Source organism: Nonomuraea terrae (genome assembly GCF_044465245.1).
In the GTDB taxonomy this organism is placed as follows: Bacteria; Actinomycetota; Actinomycetes; order Streptosporangiales; family Streptosporangiaceae; genus Nonomuraea; species Nonomuraea terrae.
Genome location: NZ_JBITLL010000001.1, coordinates 1,137,392 through 1,161,571, shown reverse-complemented (window position 1 = coordinate 1,161,571; position 24,180 = coordinate 1,137,392). Strand labels below are relative to the sequence as shown.

Below are 24,180 nucleotides of genomic sequence, written 5' to 3'. Positions count from 1 at the left end.
ACCGGTGTGGCCCGACTCTTAGAAGTCCCGCAGCTTAGGCATCACCACTCTGGACTGGGCAAACGCTATGGTTCTGGTCCGTGCAGCATTGGGCGGCGGAGGTATGGACGTCCGGCATGTACTTACTACTTCTGCGGCCTTCGAAGCGCGAGCGTATCTCGTCCTTGCGCATCTGAGGCGGCTCTTCGACGATCATGTCAGGCAGAGGGCGCAGAATCGGGCGACTCGTCGGATGTAGCTTTCATCCGCTTCGGGAGTTTCAATTCCACCACGGTCGGGCTCGGTAGGTCCGGAGGAACCGACCAGTCGCGCACCTCGCTGAAATCAAGCACTCCTGCATTGCTCATACTCGTGAGGTTGAACTGGCACCCTGTGAAAGTTGTTCGGAAGAAGTCTAGTACTCCTTCGTCAAGCTCGGAGCTGCGGAAGTCTACGCGGCCACCAGAGAATACTGTGCCGTGGAAAGTCATGACAGTTCCTACGAACTTCGCGGCCGTAAAGTCTAGTACTCCGTCGGATACTTTCGAGACCTCCAGGCTTACCTTTCCCTGAAGGAAGGTTGCGCTGAGGAAAAGAACTTGCGATCCGGAGAATTGCGATCCTCCAAAGTGCATCCTCGTTCCGGAGAAGGTGGCGAGAACAAAATTGACTTCCCCTCCAGAGAACTTACAGCCGGTGAACCCGATATCTATAGCAGAGAAAGCGGCGCTATAGAAAATGACCTCGGCGCCCGAGAAGTGAGCGCCTGAGAAGTTGGTAAGTCCGCTGTCGAAAACTGCGCTGGAGAAATCGATTTTGCCGCTGGAGAAGATGGCATTCGAGAAGTCCGCACCATCGAATACGACGGCGGTGAAATCGAAGTCGTGCCCCTGCCAAGAGACGGCTGCATTCTCGCGCAAGTGTGCGGTGATCAGCCGAATGATAGTGTGCCGAACTTCCCGCAATCCAGCAAACTCCAGCTGATCAGACTCAGCCGCGTTGTCGGCAGGTCGGGGACTGTACGGAATTCGGAGATAGGCGCACAATACGTCAATGCATGTCTGGCGTAGCTCTCGGGTGGGGGCATCATCTGCCAAGCCTGCGAGCGCGTGCGCACCGGCAAGTCTTACTGCTGGCGAGTCATGCCCGAGATGCTCAGCAGCGGTAGTGAACCGCTCGTTGTGCAGTTTGGTCGCCTCTCGCAGCGCGGCATCATGCGCCCTGTCGTCTGCGAGTTCCGCCAACCGCTGGGCAGATTCGGCTACCTTCTGTCTCCGGTAAGCCACCACCAAGGCAACCAGACCCCCGAGGCCAGCGAGTACGGCGAATGCGATCTTCAATAGATCGAACAGCGCGGTTGAGGTGAGTCGCTTCTCCGGCTTGAGACCTTCCACACCCATGAGCATGAGGCCGCCACCGATTACCACCGACAGCAGTACGCCCGCGATCAAGACGGTTACGAAAATCGCTGCGCCAATATGGACGAGTCGTAGCCTGTCTGGAGGAGGCTGTGGCTGGGCCCTTTGAGCCTCACCCCGTTCGTTGATGCGATCAAGCAGAGGCTTGGGCTTGTGCAGCTCCTCGGGAAGTTCCGTCACACAAGCTTCATCTGGTTACTGGCCATCCCTCGTTACTTTCAGATCCAGGCGTCTGTGGAGGACCCCGGACGTCATTCTCCGGCCGGAGGAGGCCGCTTTCCAGGCTTGGAGGATGCTGATCTCTCGGCCGACGTGTTCTTGGACAGGTAAGGGGAATGACGAAGCCCCTCCGCTTACCGCGAAGGGGCTTGCTCGGGTTAGGGCACGAGATCCGTCGTGGGCTCCTACTCCTGCTGTCTGACCGATGCCTACGTCTTCGTCGGCGGGGAGGTTGCTTCACCGCTGGGGGATCCGGGCTGGTCTTCCGCCTTGGGCGGATCTAACGCCGGTCTCTCTGAATCTGGCTGCTGCTGTGGATCTTGACCCAGTTGAATTGAGGCTCCCCACAAAATAAGACGAGCGTCGCTCACCTTCTGCTTTTGATCGCGGGGAGAGGCCAAAATTTGGCGTGTCCATAGGACGGCGATCAATCGGCAGAAGAAGAGCGCGATCATCCCCCATGGACCCACATCCAAGAGCCAAGCTCCCAATGTGGTCCATGGCATGGTGAGTGAGCCTAGTCCAGGCCCTGATCGATCTTGGCGAGCGACATCGGTTGCCCTCTCCCAGAGTCGTTATGGACAGTTTGAGAGGAATGTCAGGCTTTGCGACGAGGTTGGTCATCTCTGTGGGTCGGCGAGGCGGCCTCGGTGGGTTTCGTCTGGCATCCACGAGGTCCTCCCCTCCGCCCACTGTCCCGGCCTGGCACCCCATGACCTATTGGGACCGTCCTATGTATCCCGCAGGTGCCTCTTGCGCCCGACAGAACGCTAATACAGTGTCTAACCATGCGACGGGCCAACCGTTGGGAGACCGTGACCGTGCCTCGAAAGCCTCGAAAGCCTCCGCCCGCCAAGGCTGGCGGGTTAGCACGCCTTCTACAGCGTGTACGAGCAGCGATACGTCCGCGCCACGACGAAGCTCCCCACGTAAAGTTCTACCGGCGAGGGAAGGTCGAGAACGGGCAGGCGGTAGACAACAGTAAGCCGGTCACTAGGGGAGCGGTCGGCTGGTTCTGGGTTGGAGATCAAATTTTCACGATCGCCAATCGGGTCGGCCACATAGGCCAGGGAGAAGACTCCCTCCCCATAAATTCCCGGAGATACCGCGTCAGCGAGTACGAGCGTGCTCTACATGACCTGCATGAACAGGCCGAACGCCTTGAGAAACGTGCTGAGCGCCTGGCCGGGCAGGCCGATTCAGGAAGCGATCGCCATGAGCTGCAACAGCGCAAGCTAATTGCTCTAAAAGCGGAGATAGCAGAAGCGATTAGAGACCTGCAAGAAAAGCCGCCCGTACGGTCCGTGGTCGATGGCGCCGATGAGGGTGGCTCCGACCCGGAAGACGTATCAGAGGCGACGCTGACGATCACGCAGGGGCTCGATGCGCTGTTTAGAAGGCTAGGGCCACCACCAGACCACCTTCTCTCTGAGCAGCGTGTTCCGGTAACGACCGGAGGCGGTGGAGCGGCACAATGAGAACGCGCCCACGCAGCACCCCTCCAGGGCAACTGCCCGAGCCATCCGGGTTCGAGATCGCCTCTCTCTGGAGTCAGATCCCTGCCGAGCACCTCCAGGTAGCGCTCAAGGCGCTAGAACCCCAGCTCAAGCGGGAACACGAATACCGCATGAGGCGGCTCGACAAGCAGGAACGGGAAGTAGCTGCTCGCAGGACTCACGCGATCAACATGGCCGGCATCGTCGCGGGTGTTGCCATCGCCGCCGGCATGCTCGTCGCCGCCGTGTTCCTTGGCATCAACAACCAGCCGTGGCTGGCAGCTCTGCTGTCTGGCCCCAGCATCCTCGCCTTGATCAAGGTGTTCGTGCTGCGGAAGTCCGGTAACGGCGACATGGCTGCGACCGCCACGGCGAATAAGACGGCCACGCAGAACCTTGTCCCTTGACGCAACAGACGACCCTCGGCATCGCGCCGAGGGCCGTTCTCGTGTCACCAGAAGCGCGCCAGCCGGAACCCCCGAGCGTCTCAAATCCGTTGATCGGGCATGGTGGTCCCAGAAGCGTTCTACGCGACGGCCGCGCAGGTCCTGCCGACGATCCTGATCGCCTTGTCGATCGAGATCGGTTTCCTTCTGGCAGCGACTCGTCGGGATATCAACGTGCTTGCTCCCTTTCTCCGCGAGTTTTCCCAGTCCGTTGAGGACCTTGCGGAGGAGGGATACATACCAGCCTTGAAGCTTTTGGAACTCCAGAGCTACCATCCACGGCTCGAGCAATGGGCGCTGGTCCTCGGTGCCACGTTCGCCATAGGCGAGTCGCTGGCGTTCACGGCGCTGGCTTTCAGCTGGTTCAACCTCTGGACCTTCATGCCGCTCAGTGTCTGCGTGCTGGTGCTGGTCGCTGCGGCGTTCGTGATCCCGCTGAAGCGTCTACGGGCGGAGACCCCCTCCGTGCGGGTGGAGTAGCGAAGGCGCGCATTGCTCGATCATGAGAGAGGAATACACCCCCGCCCGCGCGTCACACACTCCCAGCTAGTCGACCAGCCCCAGGAGTCGCGTCATCAGCACGGTTGCAGGTTCAGCTTGCCGGGCGACACTCTCGCGTAGCTGAAATCAACTGGCGAGCAAATCGAAATGGAAGCCGACTAGGACCAGCAGCGCCCCAACCGATCTCAATGGCGCCGCTCGTGGGTGTGCTAGCCCTTTGGCCAGATAGGCAAGGGCAACGGCGCTGGATCGCAAAGTTCCGATTACGACTGGCTTCACGCCGGCAAGTACGATCCACATCACCACGAAGAACACGACCACGGCAGGGATACCCACAAGAGGACCGTGGTTGTCAATCACGGGCTGTAGATACTCGTGGTTGACGTGGTTGATGACCAGCAGCGCAAGCACAAAGCTGCCTAGCTGAGCGAAGCATCCGACTGCCACGGCCGCGTGACCGATCTTCTCCTTCACTCGCTTACTTAATTCGGTGATGGGTTCGGGGCCGACGATGTCCAGAATTACGGTCAGTCCGCCCACAAAGGCAACGATCTTTCCTAGACGCCCTACCCAAATCATCGGCATGCCGTGAAGGGACAGGCCGGATAACGACTTACCGGAGAACCATATCTGCCACGCCTCGAAGTAACCAACGTCCACCACAGTTCGAATCGTACGTATACCCGATTCACCGGAACCAGCCCGGGATCGCGAATTTGCGAGGCATTCACACGACCGTCAGTGCTGCTCGACCTCCCACACGATCCGCCACACGTCGCACGGCTTCACCGACGAGCGGCGCATCTCCCACCGCACCAACCGCACACGAGCGCGCCGCGCCGCCAGCTCGTCGAGCTGCTCGCGCACCGCACGCACGACCGCGCTGGCCGGCACCTCCCGCTCGGCGTGCGCGTCCACCGCCCACCCCTTTTACGTGAGCCTTTACTCGCGTTCACAAGGCGAAAGAGGTCTTCCCCGAGCCCCGAAATGATTCGTGAGCGATAGCCCTACCGCGCGCCTCTCCCCGGGACGCGCGGTCTCGCTGACCCAAAGCTTGCCATGCCATTACTCGCGCTCGCAGGTCGCGACACTTCAGTGTTTCTGGGACCTGCGGCAATCCGCCGGCGAATCTGTTCCAAGAGTCAGCACTACTACGTTGGGCGGTACGCCAGGCGGCGTCATGACTTCATGACATCGTGACGTCTCCGGCCATGAGGAAGCCCCGCAGGACGGATCCCACGGGGCTCTCTGGCCAGGCGATCAGCACCACCAGCGACCGCTACAGAAACGGCTCTCGCCACGGTTACGGTTGCTGTCCCGATCAGGCACGTTGACATCGGGCCGAGCGGTGACACCCGCGGGAGTAGGCCGCTTGGTCCCGTACCGAATCCAGATCTTGACCTGCTGCCCAGCGGCCAGCTTCGCACCAGCCTTGGGGAGCTGCTTCGTGACCTTCTCCGTCCCGACGGGCATCGTGTTGTCCGCAGTCCTGGCCACCAGCACTGTGTCTCTGACCGGTCGCAGCAGCTTGGTGAGCTGCGCCAGCGTCCGCCCGGACACGTTCGGCATGGTCTTGTGCTTGGCGTAGAACCGCGCAGCATCCGGTGGGAGAGCAGGCGCCGAGCTGGCGGCCGTCGTCGGTGTGGCCGTCACGGCCGAGTCCCCTTGCCAACGCCTTCCCCATGGATCGTCGCAGGCGTCGACCAGGGCGCCGACGGCGATCAGACCAACGATCGCTCCCGCCGCAACCTTGAGCTTGCTCATGTTCCTCTTCTCGGGTCTCCGGAGAGTCTCTCTGGTGGGAAAGTCGGCCTGCAATCACCAGGTGCTGATCTCGCCTTTCCTGCCACACCGAGGACAGGGCCGGTACCGCTTGGACCACACGCTCGAAGGAAGCACGCCACTCCCCTTGCACGTCGGGCACTTCATGAGGGGATTCCGTCTGCGGGAGATGTAGGCGATCACCAGGGCGACGACCACGAGCGTGAAGAGCAGCTCCATGAAGAGTCCTTTCCAGGGGTTGACGGGACCACCGCGTGATCACAGAGCGCAACGAATACGGTGTGCCTTGCGGCTGGCAGGTGGTGGAGGAGTCGCTGATCGTTTTCGCAGGTCAAGGGCTTGGACTACCCCCTGGCGAAATTTGTTCTGCGGCTTTACCTTCGAGGCCGTTTTGGCTGGATATGTGGTCTGCACCGGAGGTCTGCACGGGGTCTGCATCGGTCACCACGGTGTAGACCCCGTGCAGACCCTTCGGTCGTCACGCTGCGTACGGCTACGCCGTGGCGTCCAGCCCCCGTCGAGCGGCGGCCAGGAGCGCAGCGCGAGGCCGAACCATGCCCGTCGACCGGCGCCGCGACGGGATCCCAGCAGCGTCGAGCAGCGCGGCCGTACGCATCTCGGCCGTCTTGCCCGGCGCCCAGCCCATGCGGGTCGCAGCCATGGCGGCCAGCTCGGCGGCGGGCACCCATTCCGTGCCCCAGGACTGGACGTCAGCGGCGATGGCCTCCAGCAGCGCCAGGGCCTCGTCAGGAACCGACTCCTCCTCGACCGGCGCCAGCGTGACCACAGGAGACATTCCCGCGCCCTCGCCGTCGGTGCGCACGTACACACCCGCCGCGTCCAGGTCTGCGGCCGTCAGCGTCTCGGTGTCCAGCAGAGGGCACCGGCCGAGGGCCGCGTACCGCTCGGCGCGGGCCTGCGCCACGGCGCCCGCCATGTAACCGACCTTCATGGGCAGGGCCATGTCCTCCCCGGCACCGGCCACGTAGAACGTCCCGGCGTCGTTCGGGGAGTCGGCCGACGTGGCGGGCTGGTACCTGCCCGGATCCCAGCCACGCGCCCTGGCGCCCGCACCGAACAGGAGATCGGCCTGCCAGTCCTGCAGACCGGGCCCGGCCGCGCGGAACGCCACCTGGCCCGCGATGGAGTCGCCGAGGGTGTCCTTCTTGGCGTCCTGGCTGGCGAAGATGAGGAACACGGCCGCCTTCCGGCCGATCCGCAGCAGGGAGACCGCCGCGTCACGACCGGCCGGAGTCAGGCGCGGGTACTCGTCCACGATGACGGCCAGGGCCGGGCGCTCCGGCGTCGCCTGCCACGAGTCGCCCATGCCCAGCTTGCGCAGCAGCCGCGTACGCGCCACGGCGATGGCCACGGCGTCCGTCAGCGCGTTCTCACAGTCCTTCGGGTCCAGGGCCACCCTGCCCATGACGGCCGCCTGTGGCGCCTGGCCGACGCCCGAGGGATCCAGGTCCCACAGGTGCACGTCGGAGGCCGCGCCGAGGCCGTCAACGATTGCCCGCAGCAGGATCGACTTACCGCCGCCGGACGCGGCCAGGATGAGGCTGTGCTTGCTGGCGAACGCGGTACTGACCTGGGCGCCGTCGAGCCGCTGGCCGAGCCAAATCGGGTCCAGCACGGTCCTGCTCTGGCCCGCGTAGTCGGCCGCCGACGGCATGTCCGCCCACGGGTCGGACTCGATCACCCGCAGAGTCACCCTGGCCCGCCGGTCCCGGTGCGGGGTGACCAGGACTCCAGCCTCGCGCACGTCCAGGAGCGTTTCCAGGTCGGCCGCCCCGCGGGTGATGTCGCCCGGCTGGCCCTTGCGCATCTGCACGACGACTTCCCACCCCCACGGCGTAGCGGTGGCCGTGAGCGGCCGGACGTTGATCCGCTCGATGGCCAGAGCCCGGCGCACGGCCTCCATGGCGGCGTTCGGGTGTGAGCAGTCCGCGATCGGGATGGGCGCGAGCAACTCCCCGTCCTCGCGCAGGCCGACCTCGGCCCCGGCCCTGGTACGGAGCTGCGCGCGGCGCCGGTCGTGCTCGCGCCGGATGCTCCCGCCGACCGCAGCGAGCCCAGCCAGGCCAGCAGCAGGCAGAGCGGCAGGGCTGGCCAGGTGGACAACGGCGGTGACCGCGTCGACCAGCAGGCTGTTGAACCCGCCGAGGATGGTGGCCAGGAGCGGGTTCGCCGGCTCAGCCGCATACACCCCCTCGCCTGCGGTGACGGCCCAGGTCACGAGCGCCACGGGCACCTTCCCGACCTTGGCGCGGGTCGTCCACGGCCAGGCGGCCACCTTGGCCACGGCCCCGGCACGGCGGGCCCGGTCCTGCTGCAGCTTCGCGTACGTCGCAGCGTGTCGCTCGGCGACCGGGCCCCGGTGGGTGCCGCCCTCACGCAGGTGGGCGAGCTTGGCCCAGTCCCACACACGCTCCCAGGTGTTCAGCGGCGTCCGAAGGGCCCCGCGCCCGACGATGCTCACGGCGTACCGCAGGGCCCCCGCGTCGTCCGGGGACAGCGGCCGACCGGCGCTGATGTGGCTCTGAGCGGCCTTGTCCGCCTCGGAGGTGTCCTTGATCGACTTGGCCACGGAAGCGGGCCGAGGAGCGCCCTCAGGGCCGCTCAGGGGCATCTCTACGGCATCGGCGCTCATCGGGTGCCTCCCTCGACGTCGGCGGAGCAGAAGGTGTGCAGGGGGTCACGACCGCAGCGGGGACAAACGGTGCCGTCGGCAACATCGGCGTCCAGCTTCCGGAGCACGTCGGCGAACCGGCGCAGGTGTTCGTAGTCGCCGAAGTTCGGGTCGGAGGCGAACTTGTGGGCGTAGGCGACGAGGGCCAGGGGCTCGTGCACAGCAAGGGCCTCGGAGATCCGCTTGAGCATCCGGGAGCGCAGCCAGGCCGGGGCCGTCCGGTAGTGGTCCGGCATCTGACCGAGCACGTCGCCAGCCAGCCGAGAAAGATCTTCCTGAGTCGCCGAAGGCGTCTGCGCGGCGCCTCGCGCGGTACGGACCGTGCGCTCGCCTACGGCGAGAAGGTGATCATTGGTCTTCTTGGTGTTCTTCTGGTTGTTGTTCTTCTTAAAGAGGGTGGAAAATCCGTCGTTGGTGCTGACCTGCGGGGATGCCTCGTTCCCACCGGTCACGTCCTGCGACGGGATATCCGTCGCAGGTGCGGCCTGGGTGGCGACCTCGTTTCCGCTGGTCATGACCTGCGACGGAATTTCCGGCATAGGCGCGGGGGTAGAGGTACCGCCAGGGACGGAAAATCCGTCGTTGGCGCTGACCTGCTGGTTTCCGGCCGTCCAGGGGTCGCACAGGATGTAGTCGGTGCCGCCGAGCTTGCCGCTGGCCGCACGCTGGCGCTCCCGGATGAGGTAGCCGTGCCGCTCCAACTCCTTGAGAGCGCCGCGTACGGCGTCACGCCCGTCCGGCGCGGCAGCGATCAGGGCCTTCTCCGAGATGCGGAAGCCAATCTTGTGGGAGGCCAGCCAGGCGAGGACGCCGCGCGCCTTCCAGGTGAGCCGCTTGTCACGGACCCACCTGTTACTGATCGTCGTGAAGTGATCCGTGGGGAGTTCGGCCCGGCGGATCCCCGGGGTACGGTTGGGCAAGGTTCGCTCCTGGTAGTGCAGGGGTGGCCCTAGACCCCGGGCCGGTGTTGGCGCACCGACCGGGGTCGTACTGTCTCTGTGGCTTCGTCAGGCCCTTGTGGGGCCGGGGCGTGAGGCTTAGCGCTCGTCGCGGAGGATCTTGGCGGCATCACGGCTGCAGCCGAGTGCCTTCCGGATGGCCTCCGCCGACGGCTTCGCCGGAAGGGCGCCGTTCGCGATCAGGAGCGTCAGCTCCGTCCGGTGATCGCCCAGGGAGCGGCCACGCGGAGGGGTAGCCGTCCGGGTCTTCGGACGCCTATCCGACTGCTGGTCAGACGCCTTGAGAGAGGTGGAGGGGGAGACCGTCCGGGAGACCTTGGGGGAGGGGGTCCGGTGGGTCGCCGGGGAGGGGGCAGGGGCAGCCTTGGGGGCGCCGTGGTCCAGGCCGGTGAACGCGGCGAGGATGATCGGCAGGGCGGTCACGATGGCCACGGCCACGATGGGCCCGAGGATGTGGAGGACCAGAGCCGACAGGGAGAAGTCGGCGGCCACACCGGGCAGGTGGCGCCAGGCGTTCATGCCCAGGGTGAGGCCCAGGAACAGGCACTCGATCCGCGTGAGCGTCTTGCTCGTGATGGGCTGGCCGTGGGTGGCCATGTAGGCGCGGGCGCCGACGACGACGAGCAGGGCCATGCTCATGAACGGCTCGACCAGCCAGGCGAAGACCCACGACGGCGACCAGGCCGGAGCACCCTCGGCGGCGAACACCTGGACACCGGCCGTCGACCAGGCCAGCGCGAGCGTCAGCGACACCATGGCCACGGTGACCAGGAGCTTGCGCATCCGGGAGGCCTGCCAGGCGCGCATCATCGGGTCCTGGGCCAACTCGTGAAGCCGCGCCGCCTCGTAGGCGGCCCGGCGGCGCTTGCGCACCTTGGGCGTGTCCAGGTGCAGCGGGGTGTCGTCGTCCTGCAGCTCGGCCAGCAGCTTGGCCTCGGCAACCTCGGCCCGGAGCTGGCGCACGCGCTTGGTCTCGCCGGTGACGGCAGCTGACGGGGTGGGCTGCTCGACCGGCGCATTGGCCGCCAGGAGCGCCTCGGCCCCGCTGATCAGCGCGGATACGTCTTCCGGCTCCGGGATGCTACTAATGGTCATGGGTCCTCTCCTGGTGTCGCAGGCGGGGGTCAAGGCCCTGAGCAGGTGTTCCAGCACCCGGCTTGGGGCCGATTGTGTTAGGTGTGTCTTTTGGGCAGTATGGGCAAGACCACGCTCCTGCGCGCCATCGCGGAGCACGCCCGCGACACCGAGGTCGGCTACCTGGCCCAGGAGGTCACGTTCGATCCCGGCCTGACGGTCCTGCAGGCGTACGGCGGCCACGGTCACCCCGACGAGCGCCGCGCCGCGCTGCTGCGCACCGGCCTGTTCCGTGCCTCCGCGCTCGACCAGCGGGTGGGCACGCTCTCGGTCGGGCAGCGACGCCGGCTGGCGCTGGCCCGCCTGCTGGCGGGGGCGCACGACCTGCTGCTGCTCGACGAGCCCACCAACCACCTTTCGCCCGTGCTGGCCGAGGAGCTGGAGCGGGCGCTCGACGACTACCGGGGCGCGCTCGTCGTCGTGTCGCACGACCGCGCCCTCGTCCGCCGCTTCCGCGGCACCGTGATCACGCTGACAGGGGGACGCATCTCTTGACCGCTCTGACCATGATCGAGGCGGGCGCGCCGTACGGCATCGCCGCGGGGCCCGACGGGGCGCTCTGGTTCACGCTCGTCCACGAGGGGCGCGTCGGCCGGTTGGTGCCCGGCGGCGACCCGGTCATCCACCAGCTCGATCCGGCCGACGGGCAGCCGACGGTGATCGCGCCGGGGCCTGACGGGGCGATGTGGTTCACCGAGGGGAAGGGTGACCGGGTCTGCCGCATCACCGCCGACGGGCAGGTGACGTCCTATGCGGCCGCCAGTCCGTACGGGATCACGGCGGGCCCCGACGGCGCCATGTGGTTCGCCGAGATGCGGCCCGGGAGGATCGGACGCATCGGGGACGACGGGGCCCTGACCGAGTTCGCGGTGCCGGTGGAGGGTGGCATGCCCGCCTTCGTCACGTCCGGTCCCGACGGCGCGCTCTGGTTCACGATCAACCAGGGCGACGCCATCGGGCGGGTGTCGCCGGCGGGCCAGGTGACCGTTCATCCGCTGCCCACGGTGGGGGCCGCTCCGGTGGGCATCACGCTGGGTCCCGACGACGCGCTGTGGTTCGTCGAGATCGGCGCGGGGCAGGTCGGGCGGATCGACGTGTCAGGCAGGATCACCGAGTTTCCGCTCCCCGACCGGGCCGCCCGTCCCCACGCCATCATCACCGGCCCCGACGACGCCCTCTGGTTCACGGAGTGGGGCACCGGCCGCCTGGGCCGCATCACGCCCTCCGGCACGATCGACGAACACCCCATCCCCTGGCCACCCCAGGAGAACGACACCACCGCGCCACGCAACCCCGAGCCGCACGGCCTCACCGTCGGCCCCGACGGAGCAATCTGGGTAGCCCTCGAAGCCGGTGCCCTCGCCCGCATCTCCTGACCGCCCGTCCAGGCCATCCGCGACGATCACTCAGCCCCCGCGAAGACACCACACCGTCCCCCGGCCACCCACGCCGTCTCCACCGACACCCGCCCCTCCCGCGCAATCGCGCAAGCCGTCGCCTGACAGCGGACCATCCCACGCGATCAAACCATCCGTTCCGCCTGACAGCGGACCATCCCACGCGATCACGTCCATGACCCGCAGACGGCCGCGTAACCGCAAGCCGTTCGGGCAGACCACGCCGGGACCCCCGCAGGAAGAACCCCTGCACCGCCTCGTGTGGAGGAAAGCCGACCGGCGGAGCCCGCCACTCGATACCTGGTCACGCAGTTGATCGCGTCCAGCACCGCCGCAGGTCATGGGCTATCGGCCTGCCCATGGCCGCGACCAGCCCGGCCATCACCACCGGGCCTCACCTTCCAACACCGCCCACTCGGCACGGAAATGACGGCCCGCGGCCATGACGTCGGCACTCCGGTGAAGCACAACCACAGGCGCCCACGGACGCGAACGTGTAAACAGACAACCACGGGCTCCTGCCCGCCGAGAGATGCGTAGACAACACCCCACCCACCAGGAGCCCGCTCCTGGTGGGTGGCGCATCACTCAACGACACCCTCGACCAGGACCTCCCTGGTCCCGGCGGCGACCACATCCACGGCCAGCAGGCTCCCAGAAGCGTCTCGCACAATGCTGGAGTTCTGAGAGACGTTTTACGAGCCTTGCCAGTGGAAATGCGCCGGTCTCCGGGCTTTCGCAGAACTCTCTCGACTGAACAGTTACGCGAGAGCCGAGCCGCGCGGGCAGGCTCATGCCAAGGGTCCGCGTCGTCAGGCCGGTGGCCAGTTCTGCAAGGCTGCGTCGGCCACCTCTTGCAGGTCCTCACATGTCGCGCCGCCGGCTGCCTGTACGGCCACGCCGTTCGCGATCGTCATGACGTAGCGGGCGATCTTTTCCGGGTCAGCGTCGGCGGGCAGGTCGCCCACCTGGACGGCCTGCCGGAACCGGTCGCGGAGCAGCGCCTGGCCGTGGGCACGCCACTCGGCCAGGGTGTCGCGGGCGACTCGTCCGGTCTCGCCGGCGGCCAGTGCGCCCTGGACACCGAGGCAGCCGGCGGGGAATCCGGGCAGCGTGTTGGCGCGGGCCGAGCCGGCGAGGAAGGCCATGGCGACCTCGCGGGCGGTGGGTGCCCGCAGCGCCTCGGTGACGTAGGCCCCGGGCCCTTCCGCGTAGCGCTGCAACGCCTTGCGGAACAGATCTTCCTTGTTGCCGTAGGCCGCGTACAGGCTCTTGCGGGAGATACCCATGGCCTCGGTCAGGTCGGTGAGGCTGGCACCTTCGTAACCCTGCGCCCAGAAGACCATCATCGCCTTCTCGAGCGCCGCCTCGGCGTCGAATGCCCGTGGGCGGCCGATCTGTGACGTGTGCACCGCAACATCCTACAACTTTGACACCGATCGGTGCCGAACTGCTACTGTCGCATTCTGCATCGATCGGTGCAGAAGTTTCACCATTTCAGAGCCGCTCTTACGGCACAGGAGAAAGAGGAACACCATGACCGGGAGTGATCTGCGTGACTGGTACATGCGCTACGCCGAGGCGCTCAACGCCCACGAGTTCGACCGCATGAACGAGTTCATCGACGACCAGGTGCTGCTCGGCGGCCGGCCCGGCACCCGCGACGACGTCGTCACGGTCCTGAAGGGGATCGCCGACGCCGTTCCGGACATTCACTGGGAGGTCGACGAGCTGGTGTTCGACCGGGACGGCATCGCCGTGCGCGCCATCAACACCGGCACCCCGGTGAAGGAGTGGCTCGGCGTCCCAGCCTCCGGCGCCTCGTTCAAGATCGTCGAGTACGCCATCTACAAGGTCCGTGACGGCCGATTCGTCCAGATGACGAACCTGCACGACTCGGTCGAGATGCTCCGGCAGCTGGCCGCATGACCACCGAGAGGCTCTGCCCGATCCACCGACCAGCAGAGCCTCTCCGGGCGGTCAGTAATCGTCGTAGGCCGTCCTGGTCGGCCAGCTGTTCATCGGTTCCTGCGGCGGCCGGTTTTGTCTGGGTGACTTTGTAGCCGGCCATCTGTGGCAAGTAGGAGCCTGCTGACAAGAGATTGGGGCGCCGATGCCGGGCCCAGGGAGGCACTGGTCGAGGGCGGGGCGATCACACCTTTTCCGCCGAGATCGGGCCGTACTGGACGGTTGGTTACGCCGGCGCTGGGACGGCAGGCGATGGCGGTCGGGGTGGTGGGCCCTCGTCCGTGTCTACGAAGGGGACGGGGGTCGGTGCGGCGGTGGTTCGAGCAGGGCGGAGGAGGATTGGGTGGTGAGCCAGTCGGCGGCGGTCTCCCATGACCAGCCCAGTTCACGTACGGCGTTCCAGGCGGACGTGCCGAAGTAGAACCAGAGGATCTCCTCGGCGCGGGCGCGGTCGATGTCGTCGCGGAGGACGGCGAGGTCGGCCAGCCGGGCGGCGATGCGGCCGAGGCTCGCGCGGTAGCGGTGGACGGCCAGTGCGGCGGCGTCGTCGACCGCCGGGTCGGACGTGCGGTTGTCGAGCAGCACCTTCAGGGTGGTGGCCTGGCGGCGGGTCACCTCGCCCGTGCCGTGTGCGGTGACGCGCAGGATCTCGCGGCCGTCGGTGAGCCGGGACACCTGGTCGAGCACCTCGCGGGTGACCTCGTCGGCGGCACCGTCCTCGCCGAGGGCGCGGATCAGCGCGGGCTTGCCGCCGACGCTGGTGTACACGGTGTTGACGGCCACGCCGGCCCGCCCGGCGACGGCGGCGACGCTCGTGCGGGCGTAGCCCTGCTCGGCGAAGAGGGTGCGGGCCGCGTCGAGGATGGCCGCGCGGGTCTCCTGCGCGGCCTGGACCCTGACTCTTGAGACGTACGGACGGCGTGCCACACTTTCAGATTAACATCCCTCCATTGAAAGTAAGCTCATTCCTACGGATAGGGGTTCAGCGTGCTGATCGATCCCGCCGCACCTCCGGACAAGCCTGAGACCGCCCAGATGAAGGTCATCCACAAGGCGCTGCGCCGGGAGTTCCGGCTGTTGCCCGTGCTGGTGTCCCAGGTGGCCGGGCATGACACGAAGCGCGCTGGCGAGCTCGCCCGCCACGCGACGCTCGTGCTCGGCATGCTCCACGAGCACCACGAGAGCGAGGACACGTTGGTGTGGCCGTTGCTGCGTCAGCGGGTGCCTCTGGAGAAGCCGCTGGTGGAGACGATGGAGGCGCAGCACCACGTCGTCGCCGAGCTGATCGCCGCGCTCCAGGAGGACCTCCCGGCCTGGTCGCGCGGCGCCGACACGCAGACCCGTGACCGCTTGGCCGACTGCCTGCGCCGGTTGCGGGTGGCGCTGGAGGAGCATCTCGACCTTGAGGAACGCGCCGTCCTGCCGCTCGTCCACGAGCACCTGACCGTGCCCGAGTGGCTCGCGCCCCAGCACGCCGCCCTGGCGAACGGGCCCGCCGGCCTGACGGCGAAGCTGCTGCTCGCCGGGGTGGTCCTGGAGGACGCCACCGAACGCGAGCAGGCGTGGTTCCTGCACTCGATGCCGCCGCCGGCCCGCGTGCTGTGGCGCCTGTTCGGCAAGCGCGTGTACGCCGCCCGCACGGCCGCCGTCCGCCGAGCCGTCGCCGCTTAGCCGGGCGGCGAACACCGGCGCTGGAGGCGGGTTGTAGCCGGGTGACCGCGTGGGCGGGGCCGTCAGGTGGTGGGTTGGGTGTGGTGGGTGGCGGGTTGGGCGGGGTTGACTGTAGGTATGCGTGCCATCATTCTTTCCGCCCAGGGCGGGCCAGAGGTTCTTGAATACGTTGAGCGTCCCGATCCGGTGCCGGGGGACGGGGAGGTCGTGATCGACGTCGCCGCCAGCGGGGTGAACTTCATCGACATCTACCATCGCTCCGGCGCGTACGCGCTCGACCTGCCCTCCTCCATCGGGTCCGAGGGCGCGGGGACGGTGTCCGCCGTCGGTCCCGGGGTCGAGGGCGTCGCCGTGGGCGACACCGTCGCGTGGGCCAACGTGATCGGCAGTTACGCCGAGAAGGCGGTGGCGCCCGCCGATCGGGTGGTGCCGGTGCCGGAGGGCGTGTCCGCCGAGGTGGCGGCGGCGGCGATGCTGCAGGGCATGACCGCCCACTACCTCACCCACTCCACCCACGAGGTACGCGAGGGCGACCGGGTGCTGATCCACGCCGGCGCCGGCGGCATGGGCCAGCTGCTCATCCAGCTCGCCAAGCTCAAGGGCGCCAAGGTGTACACCACGGTCTCCACGAGCGAGAAGGAGAAGCTCGCCCGTGCGGCCGGCGCCGACGAGGTGCTGCGTTACGACGACTTCGTCGAGCCGCTGCGCCGCTCGATCGACGTGGTCTACGACGGCGTCGGCAAGACCACGTTCGACGGCGGTCTGGAGGTGCTGCGCCCGCGCGGCCTCATGGCCCTGTACGGCGCCGCCAGCGGCCCCGTCCCGCCGGTGGACCCGCAGATCCTCAACCGGCAGGGCTCGCTCTTCCTGACCAGGCCCACGCTGATCCACCACATCGCCGACCGCGAGGAGCTGCTCCGGCGGGCCTCCGACCTGTTCGGCTGGATCGCCGCGGGCCGGCTGCGGATCTCCGTCTCCCACCGCTACCCGCTGGCCGAGGCCGGGCGGGCGCACGAAGACCTGGCGGGCCGCCGGACGACAGGGAAACTCCTCCTCATACCCTGACGTCCATGGACATAGCAGGATCAATATGGTCGTTCGCCGCCGTGGTGGCGCTGCTGACGGTGACGCCCGGCCTCGACACGGCCCTGGTCCTGCGGACGTCGCTGCTGGCCGGCCGGCGTCCGGCCTGGGGAGTGACGCTGGGCATCCAGCTCGGCACGCTCACCTGGGGCCTGCTCACCGCGGCCGGCCTGTCGGCGTTGCTGGCCGCCTCCGCGACGGCGTACGACGTGCTGCGCTGGGCGGGGGCGGCGTACCTGGTGTGGATGGGGCTGCGCATGCTGGCCGTACGGCCCCGGCCCGGCCACGACGAGCCGGAGCACGAGGAGCTGCGCTTCGGCGCGGGGCTGCGGCGCGGGCTGCTGACGAACCTGCTCAACCCCAAGGTGGGGGCGTTCTATGTGGCGATGTTGCCGCAGTTCATCCCCGAGGGGGCGCCGCACGCGCTGATGGGGCTGGCGCTGGCGGGGGTGCACGCGGCCGAGGGGGTGCTGTGGAGCGCGCTGCTGATCCTGTTCGCGTCGTGGATGAGCGGGTTCCTGCGCTCGCCGCGCGTGCGGCGGTTCCTCGACCGGCTCACCGGCGTGGTGATCGTGGGCTTCGGCGTCCGCCTCGCCGTCAGTGAGACGTGAAGCCCTTGGGCCAGCCCAGCAGGCGGGCGCCGAGGACGGCGGTCTCCAGGGTGAAGCGCTGCGTCGGGTCGTCCGGGGAGAAGCCGGTCAGGCGCCGGATCCGTTCCAGCCGGTACGTCACCGCCCGCACGCTCAGCCCCAGCCGCCGGGCCGCGGCCGCCTGGTTGCCGTGCGAGGCGAAGATGGCCTCCAGGGTCTCCAGCAGCGGCTCGTGCCCGCCGCGGGCGCCGAGCAACGGGTTCAGCACGCTGGTCACGAGGTCTTCGATGGCGCCCCTGTCCCGCAGCAGCACGGGGAAGACGAGCAGGTCGGCGGCCTTGACCACGTCCAGCGTGAGCCCGAGCCCGTCGGCCAGCTCCAGGGCCTGCGCCGCCTCCCGGTAGGAGGCCACCACGCCGCCCGGCCCCCGGTGCGCCCGCCCCACGCCGACCCGCCAGCCGGGCGCGAAGCGGGCGCGTACGTGATGGGTGAACTCCCCCACGGCGGCGGACAGCGTCGCGGGGGCGACGCACACCAGCAGCCGGTCGCGCACGGCGACCAGGACGTTGTGGGAGCCGAACCGGGCGATCAGGTCCCGCTCGATCCGGTCCTGCTCGCCGTCGCGCGACCCGCGCGCCACGGCCACCACGTACGACTCGGCCAGGCGCAGCCCGAAGTGCTCGGCCCGTTCGGCGAGGCGTTCGGCCCGGCCCTGGAGCAGGTCGTCCACGAACTCCCTGCGGGCGCTCTCCTCCTGGCGGATGGCGGCGAGCTGGGCCCGCTCGTAGCCGTCCATCAGCGCGGAGACGAGCCTGCGCAGCGCCGGGAGCACGGACGGCAGGCCCTCCCCGGCGGCGAGGGCCGCGTCGACCAGGGCCCGCAGCGGGACGCCGAGCTCGGCGGCGCGGGTGCCGGCCGTACGGTAGGCCTCCACCGTCGCGCGGTCGGGTAAGCGGCCGGTCGCGGCGCAACCGGCCAGCACCTGCCGATGCCCCCCGAGCAGGTCGGAGGGCACATCGGAGGGCACATCGGAGATCGCCATCAGACTCCTACGTCACGCCTGTCGAAGGCGAGCACCGCGGTGAGCGCGAGCACGGCCGTCGCCCCCAGCAGGACAAGGTAGTTCCCGACGGGCAGCCCCTCGTACAGCGGCCTGCCCTCGGCGTAGTAGTGGAACGGGGAGACCCACTTCAGCCACGCGATGGCGTCGACACTGCGGCCGATGGTGACGACCACGTAGCCGGCCACGACCCAGACGCCGACGACGGCCGAGGCGAGCATCCTCCGCCCGGTGGCGGCGCCGACGGTCAGCGCGACGGTGCCGTACAGCAGGGCGAGCAGGAACGCCCCCATGTGCGCGGCCGCGAGCCGGTCGAACGGCACGCCCATGTCGACGGCGACGCTGATCGCCCACGCGGCGGCCAGCGTCACGCAGGCCACGGCGAGCAGCGACAGCGCCAGCGCCGCCCACCGCTCCATGACGAGCCGCCGCCGGTCCACCGGCAGCGTGACGACCAGCTCCAGCGTGCCCGACTCCTCCGGCTGGGCGATGGCCCGGTTGGCCAGCAGTGTGGCGCAGACGATGAAGAGCATCGGCACGAACAGCTGGTAGACGACCGTCTGCAGATAGCCGGCGCCGCTCAGGAAGTCCTCGAACCCGCCCATGAGGTCCTTGAGCGGGCCGGGGAACTTGTTCATCGCCATGGGGCCGTACGTCTCGGGGTTCTGCTGCACGGAGCCGTACACGCTCATGTAGATCGCCAGGAAGGCGCAGAGGCCGACGGTCCACCAGGCGACCGCCCGGCGATTGTCACGCAGACTCTTGGCGATCATCGTGCTGCTCCTCGTCGCTGTAGTAGGTCAGGAAGATCTCCTCGAGGTCCGGCTCCGCGCTCACGATGTGCACCACGGTGTGGCGGGCCGCCGCCTTGACGAGCGCGTCCGGGCGGCCGTCGATCGTGCACCGCACGCTGCCGCCCTCCACCCGCAGGTCGCGTACGCCGGGCAGGTCCTGGAAGTCGGCGGCCGGGACGGGCGCGTCGAAGTGCAGCTCGATGCGGCGCACGGCCTTCTCGCGCAGCGCCGCCACGTCCTCGACGGCGACCAGGCGGCCGTCGCGGACGATGCCGACGCGGTCGGAGACGTTCTCGACCTCGGCGAGCACGTGGGAGGACATGAGCACGGTGCGGCCGGACTTGCGCACCTCGCGCAGCAGCGCCAGGAACTCCTGCTGCACCAGCGGGTCGAGCCCGCCGGTCGGCTCGTCCAGGATGAGGAACTCCGGCTCGTGCATGAACGCCTGGATCAGCCCGATCTTCTGCTTGTTGCCCTTGGAGAGCTTGCGCATCTGCACCGACAGGTCCGCCTCGAACCGCTCGGCCAGCTCGTCGATACGGGAGGCGGGCACGCCGCCGCGGATGCGGCCGAGGAAACGCAGGTACTCCCCGGCCCGTTCGCGCCCCTCCAGCGCCAGTTCGCCCGGCAGGTAGCCGATCCGGGAGCGCACGGCGGGCTCGCGCGGGTCGCCGCCCAGGACGCGGACGAGGCCCCGGGTGGGCCTGATCACGTCGAGCAGCAACCGGAGCGTGGTGGTCTTGCCGGCGCCGTTCGGGCCGAGGTAGCCGAAGATCTCGCCCGGCTGGATGTCGAGCGTGAGGTCCTCAAGGCCCCGGCGCCTGCCGTAATACTTGGTCAGCCCTTCGGCCTGCACCACTGCTGTCATGGCGGCATCGTCCCGCCCCGCCGGGCTCACGTCACCAGGTGAATCCGGCAATCGACCGTTCCCTTCGCTTCCGGGACACGGCAATGCGTGAGGCCCTACGATCGCCGACCATGAAGAAAATGATCACGATGCTGGCCGCCGCAGGCGCGCTCACGCTGGGCGCCGCACCCGCGCAGGCGGCCCCGAAGGACCCCGTCCGCGCCCTGGAGTCGATGCTCAAGCCCGGCCGCGGCGTGCACGTCACCGACACGGTGACCGGGTCGGACGGCACCAGCACGCGCGAGGCCGGCAGCGGCAAGGGCGTCTACCAGTTCGGTGAGAAAGGCTTATCGGGCTTCGACCTGACGATGGAGGACGACTACGGCACCCAGCGGGTCATCGCCACCGGCAAGACCGTCTACCGCACCGGCGGGTTGCTGAAGAACGTGCTGTCCGAGGACAAGCCGTGGTTGAAGGGCAAGGGAGGCGGATACCCCGGCGGCAACGCGCAGATCATCAACCCGGCGGAGCCCAGGACCGTGGCCACGCTGCTCAAGAAGGGCACGTCGAGCAAGGGCTCCGTCACGGGGACGATCACCGTGAAGGATCTCAAGAAGGTCTCGTCCTGGGCGTCGGGGCTCAACGGCGAGCAGGACGACGTGAAGATCTCCTACGCCCTCACGCTCGGCTCCTCCGGCCTGGTGAGCAGGGTGCGCAGCACCTGGGAGCTGACCGAGCTCGGAGAGAGCAGCATCGTCACCATCGACAGCCGCTACACCAAGTGGGGCTCGAAGGTGACGATCAAGGCGCCCGATCCCAAGAAGATCACCACGGAGCTGTTCGGCTAGACCGGCGCGCCCGGCGGCAGGACCGGCAGTTCGGGCGTTCCGTGCTCGATGAGGCGGAGCAGGGCCTCCGTGTCGAGGTGCTGTTCGACCAGGTCGCCGAGGGCGTCCAGCCGTTCCTCCCGGAGCCGGGCGAAGTCCGTGCCCGGCGCGGGGACGAACGCCCGCCCCGCCCGCTCGGCCACGTCGGCCAGGAACGCGCGCCGGAAGCCGTCGTTCTCCAGGGCGCCGTGCCAGGTGGTGCCCCAGACGTCGCCCACCCGGCAGCCGTCGAGGAACGGCTCCCCGCCCTCCACCGTCGCCACCCCGTGGTGGATCTCGTACGCCCGCACCGGCTCCCCGTACGCGCTGCCCTCCGGTCTGGCCAGGTGCTTCTCGCGTCCGAACGTGACGTGGACGGGCAGCATGCCGAGCCCTTCGACGCGCCCGGCCCCCGACTCGACCTCGTCGACGATCTCCCGCCCGAGCATCTGGAACCCGCCGCAGATCCCGAGAACGGGCCCGCCGCGGGCGCGGATCGCCGCCGCGAGGCCGGTCTCGCGCAGCCAGGCCAGGTCCGTGACCGTGGCGCGGGAGCCGGGCAGCACGACCAGGTCGGCGTCCTCCAGCTCCGCCGGGCCGGTGACGAACCGGACGACCACCCCCGGCTCGGCGGCCAGCGCGTCGACGTCGGTGAAGTTCGAGATCCTGGGCAGCCGGACGACCGCCACCCGCAGGGTCTGCGGGCCGTGCGGCGGACCGGCGACGACCCGGCGGGTGTCGAGGGCGAGGGAGTCCTCGACGTCCATCCAGAGCCCGTCGAGCCAGGGCAGCACGCCGTACACCTCGCGGCCGGTCAGCCGCCTGAGCATGTCGAGGCCGGGCTCCAGCAGCTCCTTCGCGCCGCGGAACTTGTTGACCACGAACCCGGCGACGTGGGCCTGGTCGGCGGCGTCGAGCAGGCCGACCGTGCCGTAGAACGCGGCGAACACCCCTCCCCTGTCGATGTCGCCGACCACGATCACCGGCAGGTCCGCGGCCCTGGCCAGGCCCATGTTGGCGATGTCGCCGCGGCGCAGGTTGATCTCGGCGGGGCTGCCCGCGCCCTCGCACACCACCACGTCGTACTGCTTCCTGAGCCGGCCGAGCGCTTCCAAGGCCGACGTGCGCAGCAGGTCCTTCAGCGCGCCGTACTCCATGGCGTCCACGTCGGCGACCGGGCGGCCCATGAGCACGACCTGGCTGCGGCGGTCGCTGCCGGGCTTGAGCAGGACGGGGTTCATGTCGGCGACCGGTTCGAGCCCCGCCGCCTGCGCCTGCACGACCTGCGCCCGGCCGATCTCGGCGCCGTCGGCGGTGACGTACGAGTTGAGCGACATGTTCTGCGCCTTGAACGGCGCGACGCGGACGCCCTGGCGGGCCAGCCAGCGGCAGATTCCGGCGGTGACGACGCTCTTGCCCGCGTCCGACGTGGTGCCCGCGACGAGCAGTGCCCCGTTGACCATGGGGCCACCGTACCGGAGCGGACGAGTCTCGAAATTTCTCAGTAATCACCCATTTACGAACCCTGTGACTTCTGCCACTCTGTCTAGAACAATGCCCTAGAACGCAATTCTAGATTTTCAGCGAGCGAAAGGGTGGGCATGATCGGGTTGGGTTCGCCGCGCACAGGCGTCATCGACGCGCAGTCCCGCGCGCCATTCGGGTGGGCACCACTGGTCGTGCTCTTCATCGTCGGGCTGGTCGACCGCATCGAGCACAACCTGCTGTCAGGAGTGCTCCCTCTCATCCAGGCGGAGTGGGGTTTCAGCGACACCGCCGCCGGCTCCATCCCCACGGCCGCCGCCCTGGCCGCGGCCATCGTGGCTCTGCCCGCCGGATTCCTGGCGGACCGCTTCAGCCGTACGCGCATCATCGCCGTCGTCGTCTTCGTGTGGGCCATCGCCACGCTGGGCTCCGGCCTGGCCACCGGCTTCGCGATGTTCTACATGATGCGCGTGGTCCTCGCCGCGGCCGAGAACATCGACAACCCGGCCTCGGGCAGCCTGCTCGCCGACTACTACCCGCCGACCAGCCGGGCCAAGGCGTACGGGCTCACGCGCGTCACCACGTACCTGGGCGGCGTCGGCACGCTGCTCGGCGGCGTGCTGGCTGATGCGTTCGGGTGGCGTACGGCGTTCCTCGTCATGGTCGTTCCGGGCGTGCTCACCGCCCTGCTCGTCTGGATGCTGCGCGAGCCGCGCCGCGGCGAGCTGGACCGGCTGGTCGCCAGCGGCGAGCCGGCCGCGCCCCAGCAGGCCAAGGAGGACAAGCCGCCGTTCTGGTCGCAGTTCGGCCAGGTGATCCGGATCCCGACGCTGGTCTTCGTCTGCATCGGCCTGTCGTTCCTCACCCTGGGCCTGGCCGGCATCTTCTACTGGATGCCGACGCTCATGGTCCGCGACTACGGCGTCAGCGTGGGCACCGCCGGCTCGCTGAGCGGCCTGATCACCATCGTCGGCACGCTGACCGGCACCCTGGTCGGCTCGTGGCTGGGCAGGAAGTGGCACGGCACCCGCAAGGGCGGCCGGCTGCTGGCGGGCGGCAGCGGCATCACCGCCGGCTCGCTCGTCCTGGCCGGCGCGCTGTCCACGGACTCGATCGGCGCCCTGACGGGCCTGATCATGCTGTCGTCGTCGCTGATGTCGATCGCGATCCCCAACATGACGGCGTGCCTGGCGGACGTCGTCTCGGCCTCGGCCCGCGGCCTCGGCTTCGCCGTCCTGCAGCTGCTCATCACGGCCGGCGGCGCGTTCGGCTCACTGGTCGTCGGCATCGCCTCCGACCAGCTCGGCTCGCTGGTGGGCGGCATGTACATCCTGGTGGTCCCGATGGTCATCGGTGGCCTGGTGACGCTCGGGGCCAGGGCGTCGTTCGAACGCGACGCGCGCAAGGTCATGGACGACGCGCGCTCCTGACGTTCACACACACGCGGGCGTGGCGGGGTACTCCGCCACGCCCGTTCGCGTTCCGGTCAGCCCTGCGGCGGTGTGCGCCGCTCCCGCTCCTGCTGTGAAGGCTGCTGCTGTGAAGGCTGTTGCTGCGACGGCTGCTGCGACGGCTGTTGCCCGCCCGCTTGCTGATCGGCCTGCTGTTCGGCCCCGCCGCCGTAACGCTGCTGCACGGCGTCCGCGCCCTTGCTGATCTGCTCGTCGTACTTGTGCCCCGTCCGCTCCTTCGCGTACTGCTCGGCGCGGTCCAGGACCTGGTCGGCCTGCTTGGAGTGCCCCCTGGCCAGGTTCTCGGCTTTTTTCAGCCACTCTGCGATGCGGCTCATGACC

General features: G+C 68.4%; 25 protein-coding genes. 11 read left to right on the top strand and 14 right to left on the bottom strand.

Annotated features, from left to right (window positions below; all coding sequences use genetic code 11):
- Positions 1–197: 197 nt before the first annotated feature.
- The gene (locus ACIBP6_RS05465; protein WP_397049019.1) at positions 198–1,577 is read right to left on the bottom strand and encodes a pentapeptide repeat-containing protein; all 1,380 of its coding nucleotides are present in this window, start codon (positions 1,575–1,577) and stop codon (positions 198–200) included.
- A gap of 827 nt (positions 1,578–2,404) precedes the next feature.
- On the opposite strand from ACIBP6_RS05465, the gene ACIBP6_RS05460 reads away from it, so the two are divergent.
- From ACIBP6_RS05460 to ACIBP6_RS05450, 3 genes are all read left to right on the top strand, one after another.
- A complete protein-coding gene (locus ACIBP6_RS05460; RefSeq protein WP_397049017.1) occupies positions 2,405–3,094 on the top strand; it encodes a hypothetical protein in 690 nt (229 codons plus the stop codon).
- Between the two features lie 149 nt (positions 3,095–3,243).
- Positions 3,244–3,519 carry a hypothetical protein gene (locus ACIBP6_RS05455; protein ID WP_397049015.1) on the top strand — a complete coding sequence of 92 codons (276 nt, stop codon included), beginning with the start codon at positions 3,244–3,246 and terminating at the stop codon, positions 3,517–3,519.
- 99 nt (positions 3,520–3,618) lie between these two features.
- Positions 3,619–4,038: a hypothetical protein gene (locus ACIBP6_RS05450; RefSeq protein WP_397049013.1), complete on the top strand. Its 420-nt coding sequence runs from the start codon at positions 3,619–3,621 to the stop codon at positions 4,036–4,038.
- 147 nt (positions 4,039–4,185) lie between these two features.
- Here ACIBP6_RS05450 and ACIBP6_RS05445 read toward each other — a convergent pair whose 3' ends face one another.
- The 6 genes from ACIBP6_RS05445 to ACIBP6_RS05420 all read right to left on the bottom strand — a co-directional run bounded on the left by ACIBP6_RS05445 (position 4,186) and on the right by ACIBP6_RS05420 (position 10,587).
- Positions 4,186–4,722: a hypothetical protein gene (locus tag ACIBP6_RS05445; RefSeq protein WP_397049012.1), complete on the bottom strand. Its 537-nt coding sequence runs from the start codon at positions 4,720–4,722 to the stop codon at positions 4,186–4,188.
- A 75-nt stretch (positions 4,723–4,797) separates the two neighbouring features.
- Entirely contained in the window at positions 4,798–4,977 is a 180-nt protein-coding gene (locus tag ACIBP6_RS05440) for a hypothetical protein (RefSeq protein WP_397049010.1), read from the bottom strand.
- Between the two features lie 342 nt (positions 4,978–5,319).
- Positions 5,320–5,823 carry a PASTA domain-containing protein gene (locus ACIBP6_RS05435; protein WP_397049008.1) on the bottom strand — a complete coding sequence of 168 codons (504 nt, stop codon included), beginning with the start codon at positions 5,821–5,823 and terminating at the stop codon, positions 5,320–5,322.
- Between the two features lie 511 nt (positions 5,824–6,334).
- Positions 6,335–8,494: a hypothetical protein gene (locus tag ACIBP6_RS05430; RefSeq protein ID WP_397049006.1), complete on the bottom strand. Its 2,160-nt coding sequence runs from the start codon at positions 8,492–8,494 to the stop codon at positions 6,335–6,337.
- Positions 8,491–9,453 (bottom strand): hypothetical protein, encoded by a 963-nt coding sequence (locus ACIBP6_RS05425; protein ID WP_397049004.1) that lies wholly within the window; start codon positions 9,451–9,453, stop codon positions 8,491–8,493. The genes ACIBP6_RS05430 and ACIBP6_RS05425 overlap by 4 nt, the downstream gene beginning before the upstream one ends.
- Before the next feature lie 117 nt (positions 9,454–9,570).
- Positions 9,571–10,587 (bottom strand): hypothetical protein, encoded by a 1,017-nt coding sequence (locus ACIBP6_RS05420; protein WP_397049002.1) that lies wholly within the window; start codon positions 10,585–10,587, stop codon positions 9,571–9,573.
- Positions 10,588–10,686: 99 nt separating this feature from the next.
- Here ACIBP6_RS05420 and ACIBP6_RS05415 point away from each other — a divergent pair, with 99 nt between their 5' ends.
- Complete coding sequence (locus ACIBP6_RS05415; RefSeq protein ID WP_397049000.1) at positions 10,687–11,121, top strand: ATP-binding cassette domain-containing protein; 435 nt, start codon at positions 10,687–10,689, stop codon at positions 11,119–11,121.
- Positions 11,118–12,002, top strand: coding sequence for a Vgb family protein (locus ACIBP6_RS05410; protein WP_449593762.1), 885 nt, complete (start codon positions 11,118–11,120; stop codon positions 12,000–12,002). Before ACIBP6_RS05415 ends, ACIBP6_RS05410 begins: the two co-directional genes overlap by 4 nt.
- An 833-nt stretch (positions 12,003–12,835) precedes the next feature.
- Here the strand turns inward: ACIBP6_RS05410 and ACIBP6_RS05405 are convergent.
- The gene (locus ACIBP6_RS05405) at positions 12,836–13,435 is read right to left on the bottom strand and encodes a TetR/AcrR family transcriptional regulator (RefSeq protein WP_397048998.1); all 600 of its coding nucleotides are present in this window, start codon (positions 13,433–13,435) and stop codon (positions 12,836–12,838) included.
- Between the two features lie 124 nt (positions 13,436–13,559).
- Here ACIBP6_RS05405 and ACIBP6_RS05400 point away from each other — a divergent pair, with 124 nt between their 5' ends.
- Complete coding sequence (locus ACIBP6_RS05400; RefSeq protein WP_397048996.1) at positions 13,560–13,952, top strand: ester cyclase; 393 nt, start codon at positions 13,560–13,562, stop codon at positions 13,950–13,952.
- A 324-nt stretch (positions 13,953–14,276) separates the two neighbouring features.
- On the opposite strand, the gene ACIBP6_RS05395 is transcribed toward ACIBP6_RS05400, so the two are convergent.
- Positions 14,277–14,918: a TetR/AcrR family transcriptional regulator gene (locus tag ACIBP6_RS05395; RefSeq protein ID WP_397048994.1), complete on the bottom strand. Its 642-nt coding sequence runs from the start codon at positions 14,916–14,918 to the stop codon at positions 14,277–14,279.
- A 60-nt stretch (positions 14,919–14,978) separates the two neighbouring features.
- On the opposite strand from ACIBP6_RS05395, the gene ACIBP6_RS05390 reads away from it, so the two are divergent.
- The 3 genes from ACIBP6_RS05390 to ACIBP6_RS05380 all read left to right on the top strand — a co-directional run bounded on the left by ACIBP6_RS05390 (position 14,979) and on the right by ACIBP6_RS05380 (position 17,356).
- Complete coding sequence (locus ACIBP6_RS05390; RefSeq protein ID WP_397048992.1) at positions 14,979–15,662, top strand: hemerythrin domain-containing protein; 684 nt, start codon at positions 14,979–14,981, stop codon at positions 15,660–15,662.
- 117 nt (positions 15,663–15,779) lie between these two features.
- A complete protein-coding gene (locus tag ACIBP6_RS05385) occupies positions 15,780–16,727 on the top strand; it encodes a quinone oxidoreductase family protein (RefSeq protein WP_397048990.1) in 948 nt (315 codons plus the stop codon).
- 5 nt (positions 16,728–16,732) lie between these two features.
- Positions 16,733–17,356, top strand: coding sequence for a LysE family translocator (locus ACIBP6_RS05380; protein WP_397048989.1), 624 nt, complete (start codon positions 16,733–16,735; stop codon positions 17,354–17,356).
- Here the strand turns inward: ACIBP6_RS05380 and ACIBP6_RS05375 are convergent.
- Genes ACIBP6_RS05375 through ACIBP6_RS05365 form a run of 3 tightly spaced genes read right to left on the bottom strand, consistent with a single transcriptional unit; the run spans position 17,343 to position 20,057 of the window.
- Complete coding sequence (locus tag ACIBP6_RS05375) at positions 17,343–18,377, bottom strand: PucR family transcriptional regulator (protein WP_397048987.1); 1,035 nt, start codon at positions 18,375–18,377, stop codon at positions 17,343–17,345. The two genes, ACIBP6_RS05380 and ACIBP6_RS05375, sit on opposite strands and share 14 nt — an antisense overlap.
- Complete coding sequence (locus tag ACIBP6_RS05370) at positions 18,377–19,168, bottom strand: ABC transporter permease subunit (RefSeq protein ID WP_397048985.1); 792 nt, start codon at positions 19,166–19,168, stop codon at positions 18,377–18,379. Before ACIBP6_RS05370 ends, ACIBP6_RS05375 begins: the two co-directional genes overlap by 1 nt.
- Positions 19,146–20,057 carry an ABC transporter ATP-binding protein gene (locus ACIBP6_RS05365; RefSeq protein ID WP_397048983.1) on the bottom strand — a complete coding sequence of 304 codons (912 nt, stop codon included), beginning with the start codon at positions 20,055–20,057 and terminating at the stop codon, positions 19,146–19,148. The genes ACIBP6_RS05370 and ACIBP6_RS05365 overlap by 23 nt, the downstream gene beginning before the upstream one ends.
- 110 nt (positions 20,058–20,167) lie before the next feature.
- Between ACIBP6_RS05365 and ACIBP6_RS05360 the strand changes: the two genes are divergently transcribed.
- Positions 20,168–20,884 carry a hypothetical protein gene (locus ACIBP6_RS05360; RefSeq protein WP_397048981.1) on the top strand — a complete coding sequence of 239 codons (717 nt, stop codon included), beginning with the start codon at positions 20,168–20,170 and terminating at the stop codon, positions 20,882–20,884.
- Here the strand turns inward: ACIBP6_RS05360 and ACIBP6_RS05355 are convergent.
- Entirely contained in the window at positions 20,881–22,365 is a 1,485-nt protein-coding gene (locus ACIBP6_RS05355) for a cobyric acid synthase (RefSeq protein WP_397048979.1), read from the bottom strand. The genes ACIBP6_RS05360 and ACIBP6_RS05355 overlap by 4 nt on opposite strands.
- Positions 22,366–22,503: 138 nt before the next feature.
- Here ACIBP6_RS05355 and ACIBP6_RS05350 point away from each other — a divergent pair, with 138 nt between their 5' ends.
- The gene (locus tag ACIBP6_RS05350; RefSeq protein WP_397048977.1) at positions 22,504–23,817 is read left to right on the top strand and encodes an MFS transporter; all 1,314 of its coding nucleotides are present in this window, start codon (positions 22,504–22,506) and stop codon (positions 23,815–23,817) included.
- A 56-nt stretch (positions 23,818–23,873) separates the two neighbouring features.
- Here the strand turns inward: ACIBP6_RS05350 and ACIBP6_RS05345 are convergent, their stop codons facing one another.
- On the bottom strand, positions 23,874–24,176 hold the full coding sequence (locus tag ACIBP6_RS05345) for an antitoxin (protein WP_397048975.1): 303 nt from the start codon (positions 24,174–24,176) through the stop codon (positions 23,874–23,876).
- Positions 24,177–24,180 lie beyond the last annotated feature (4 nt).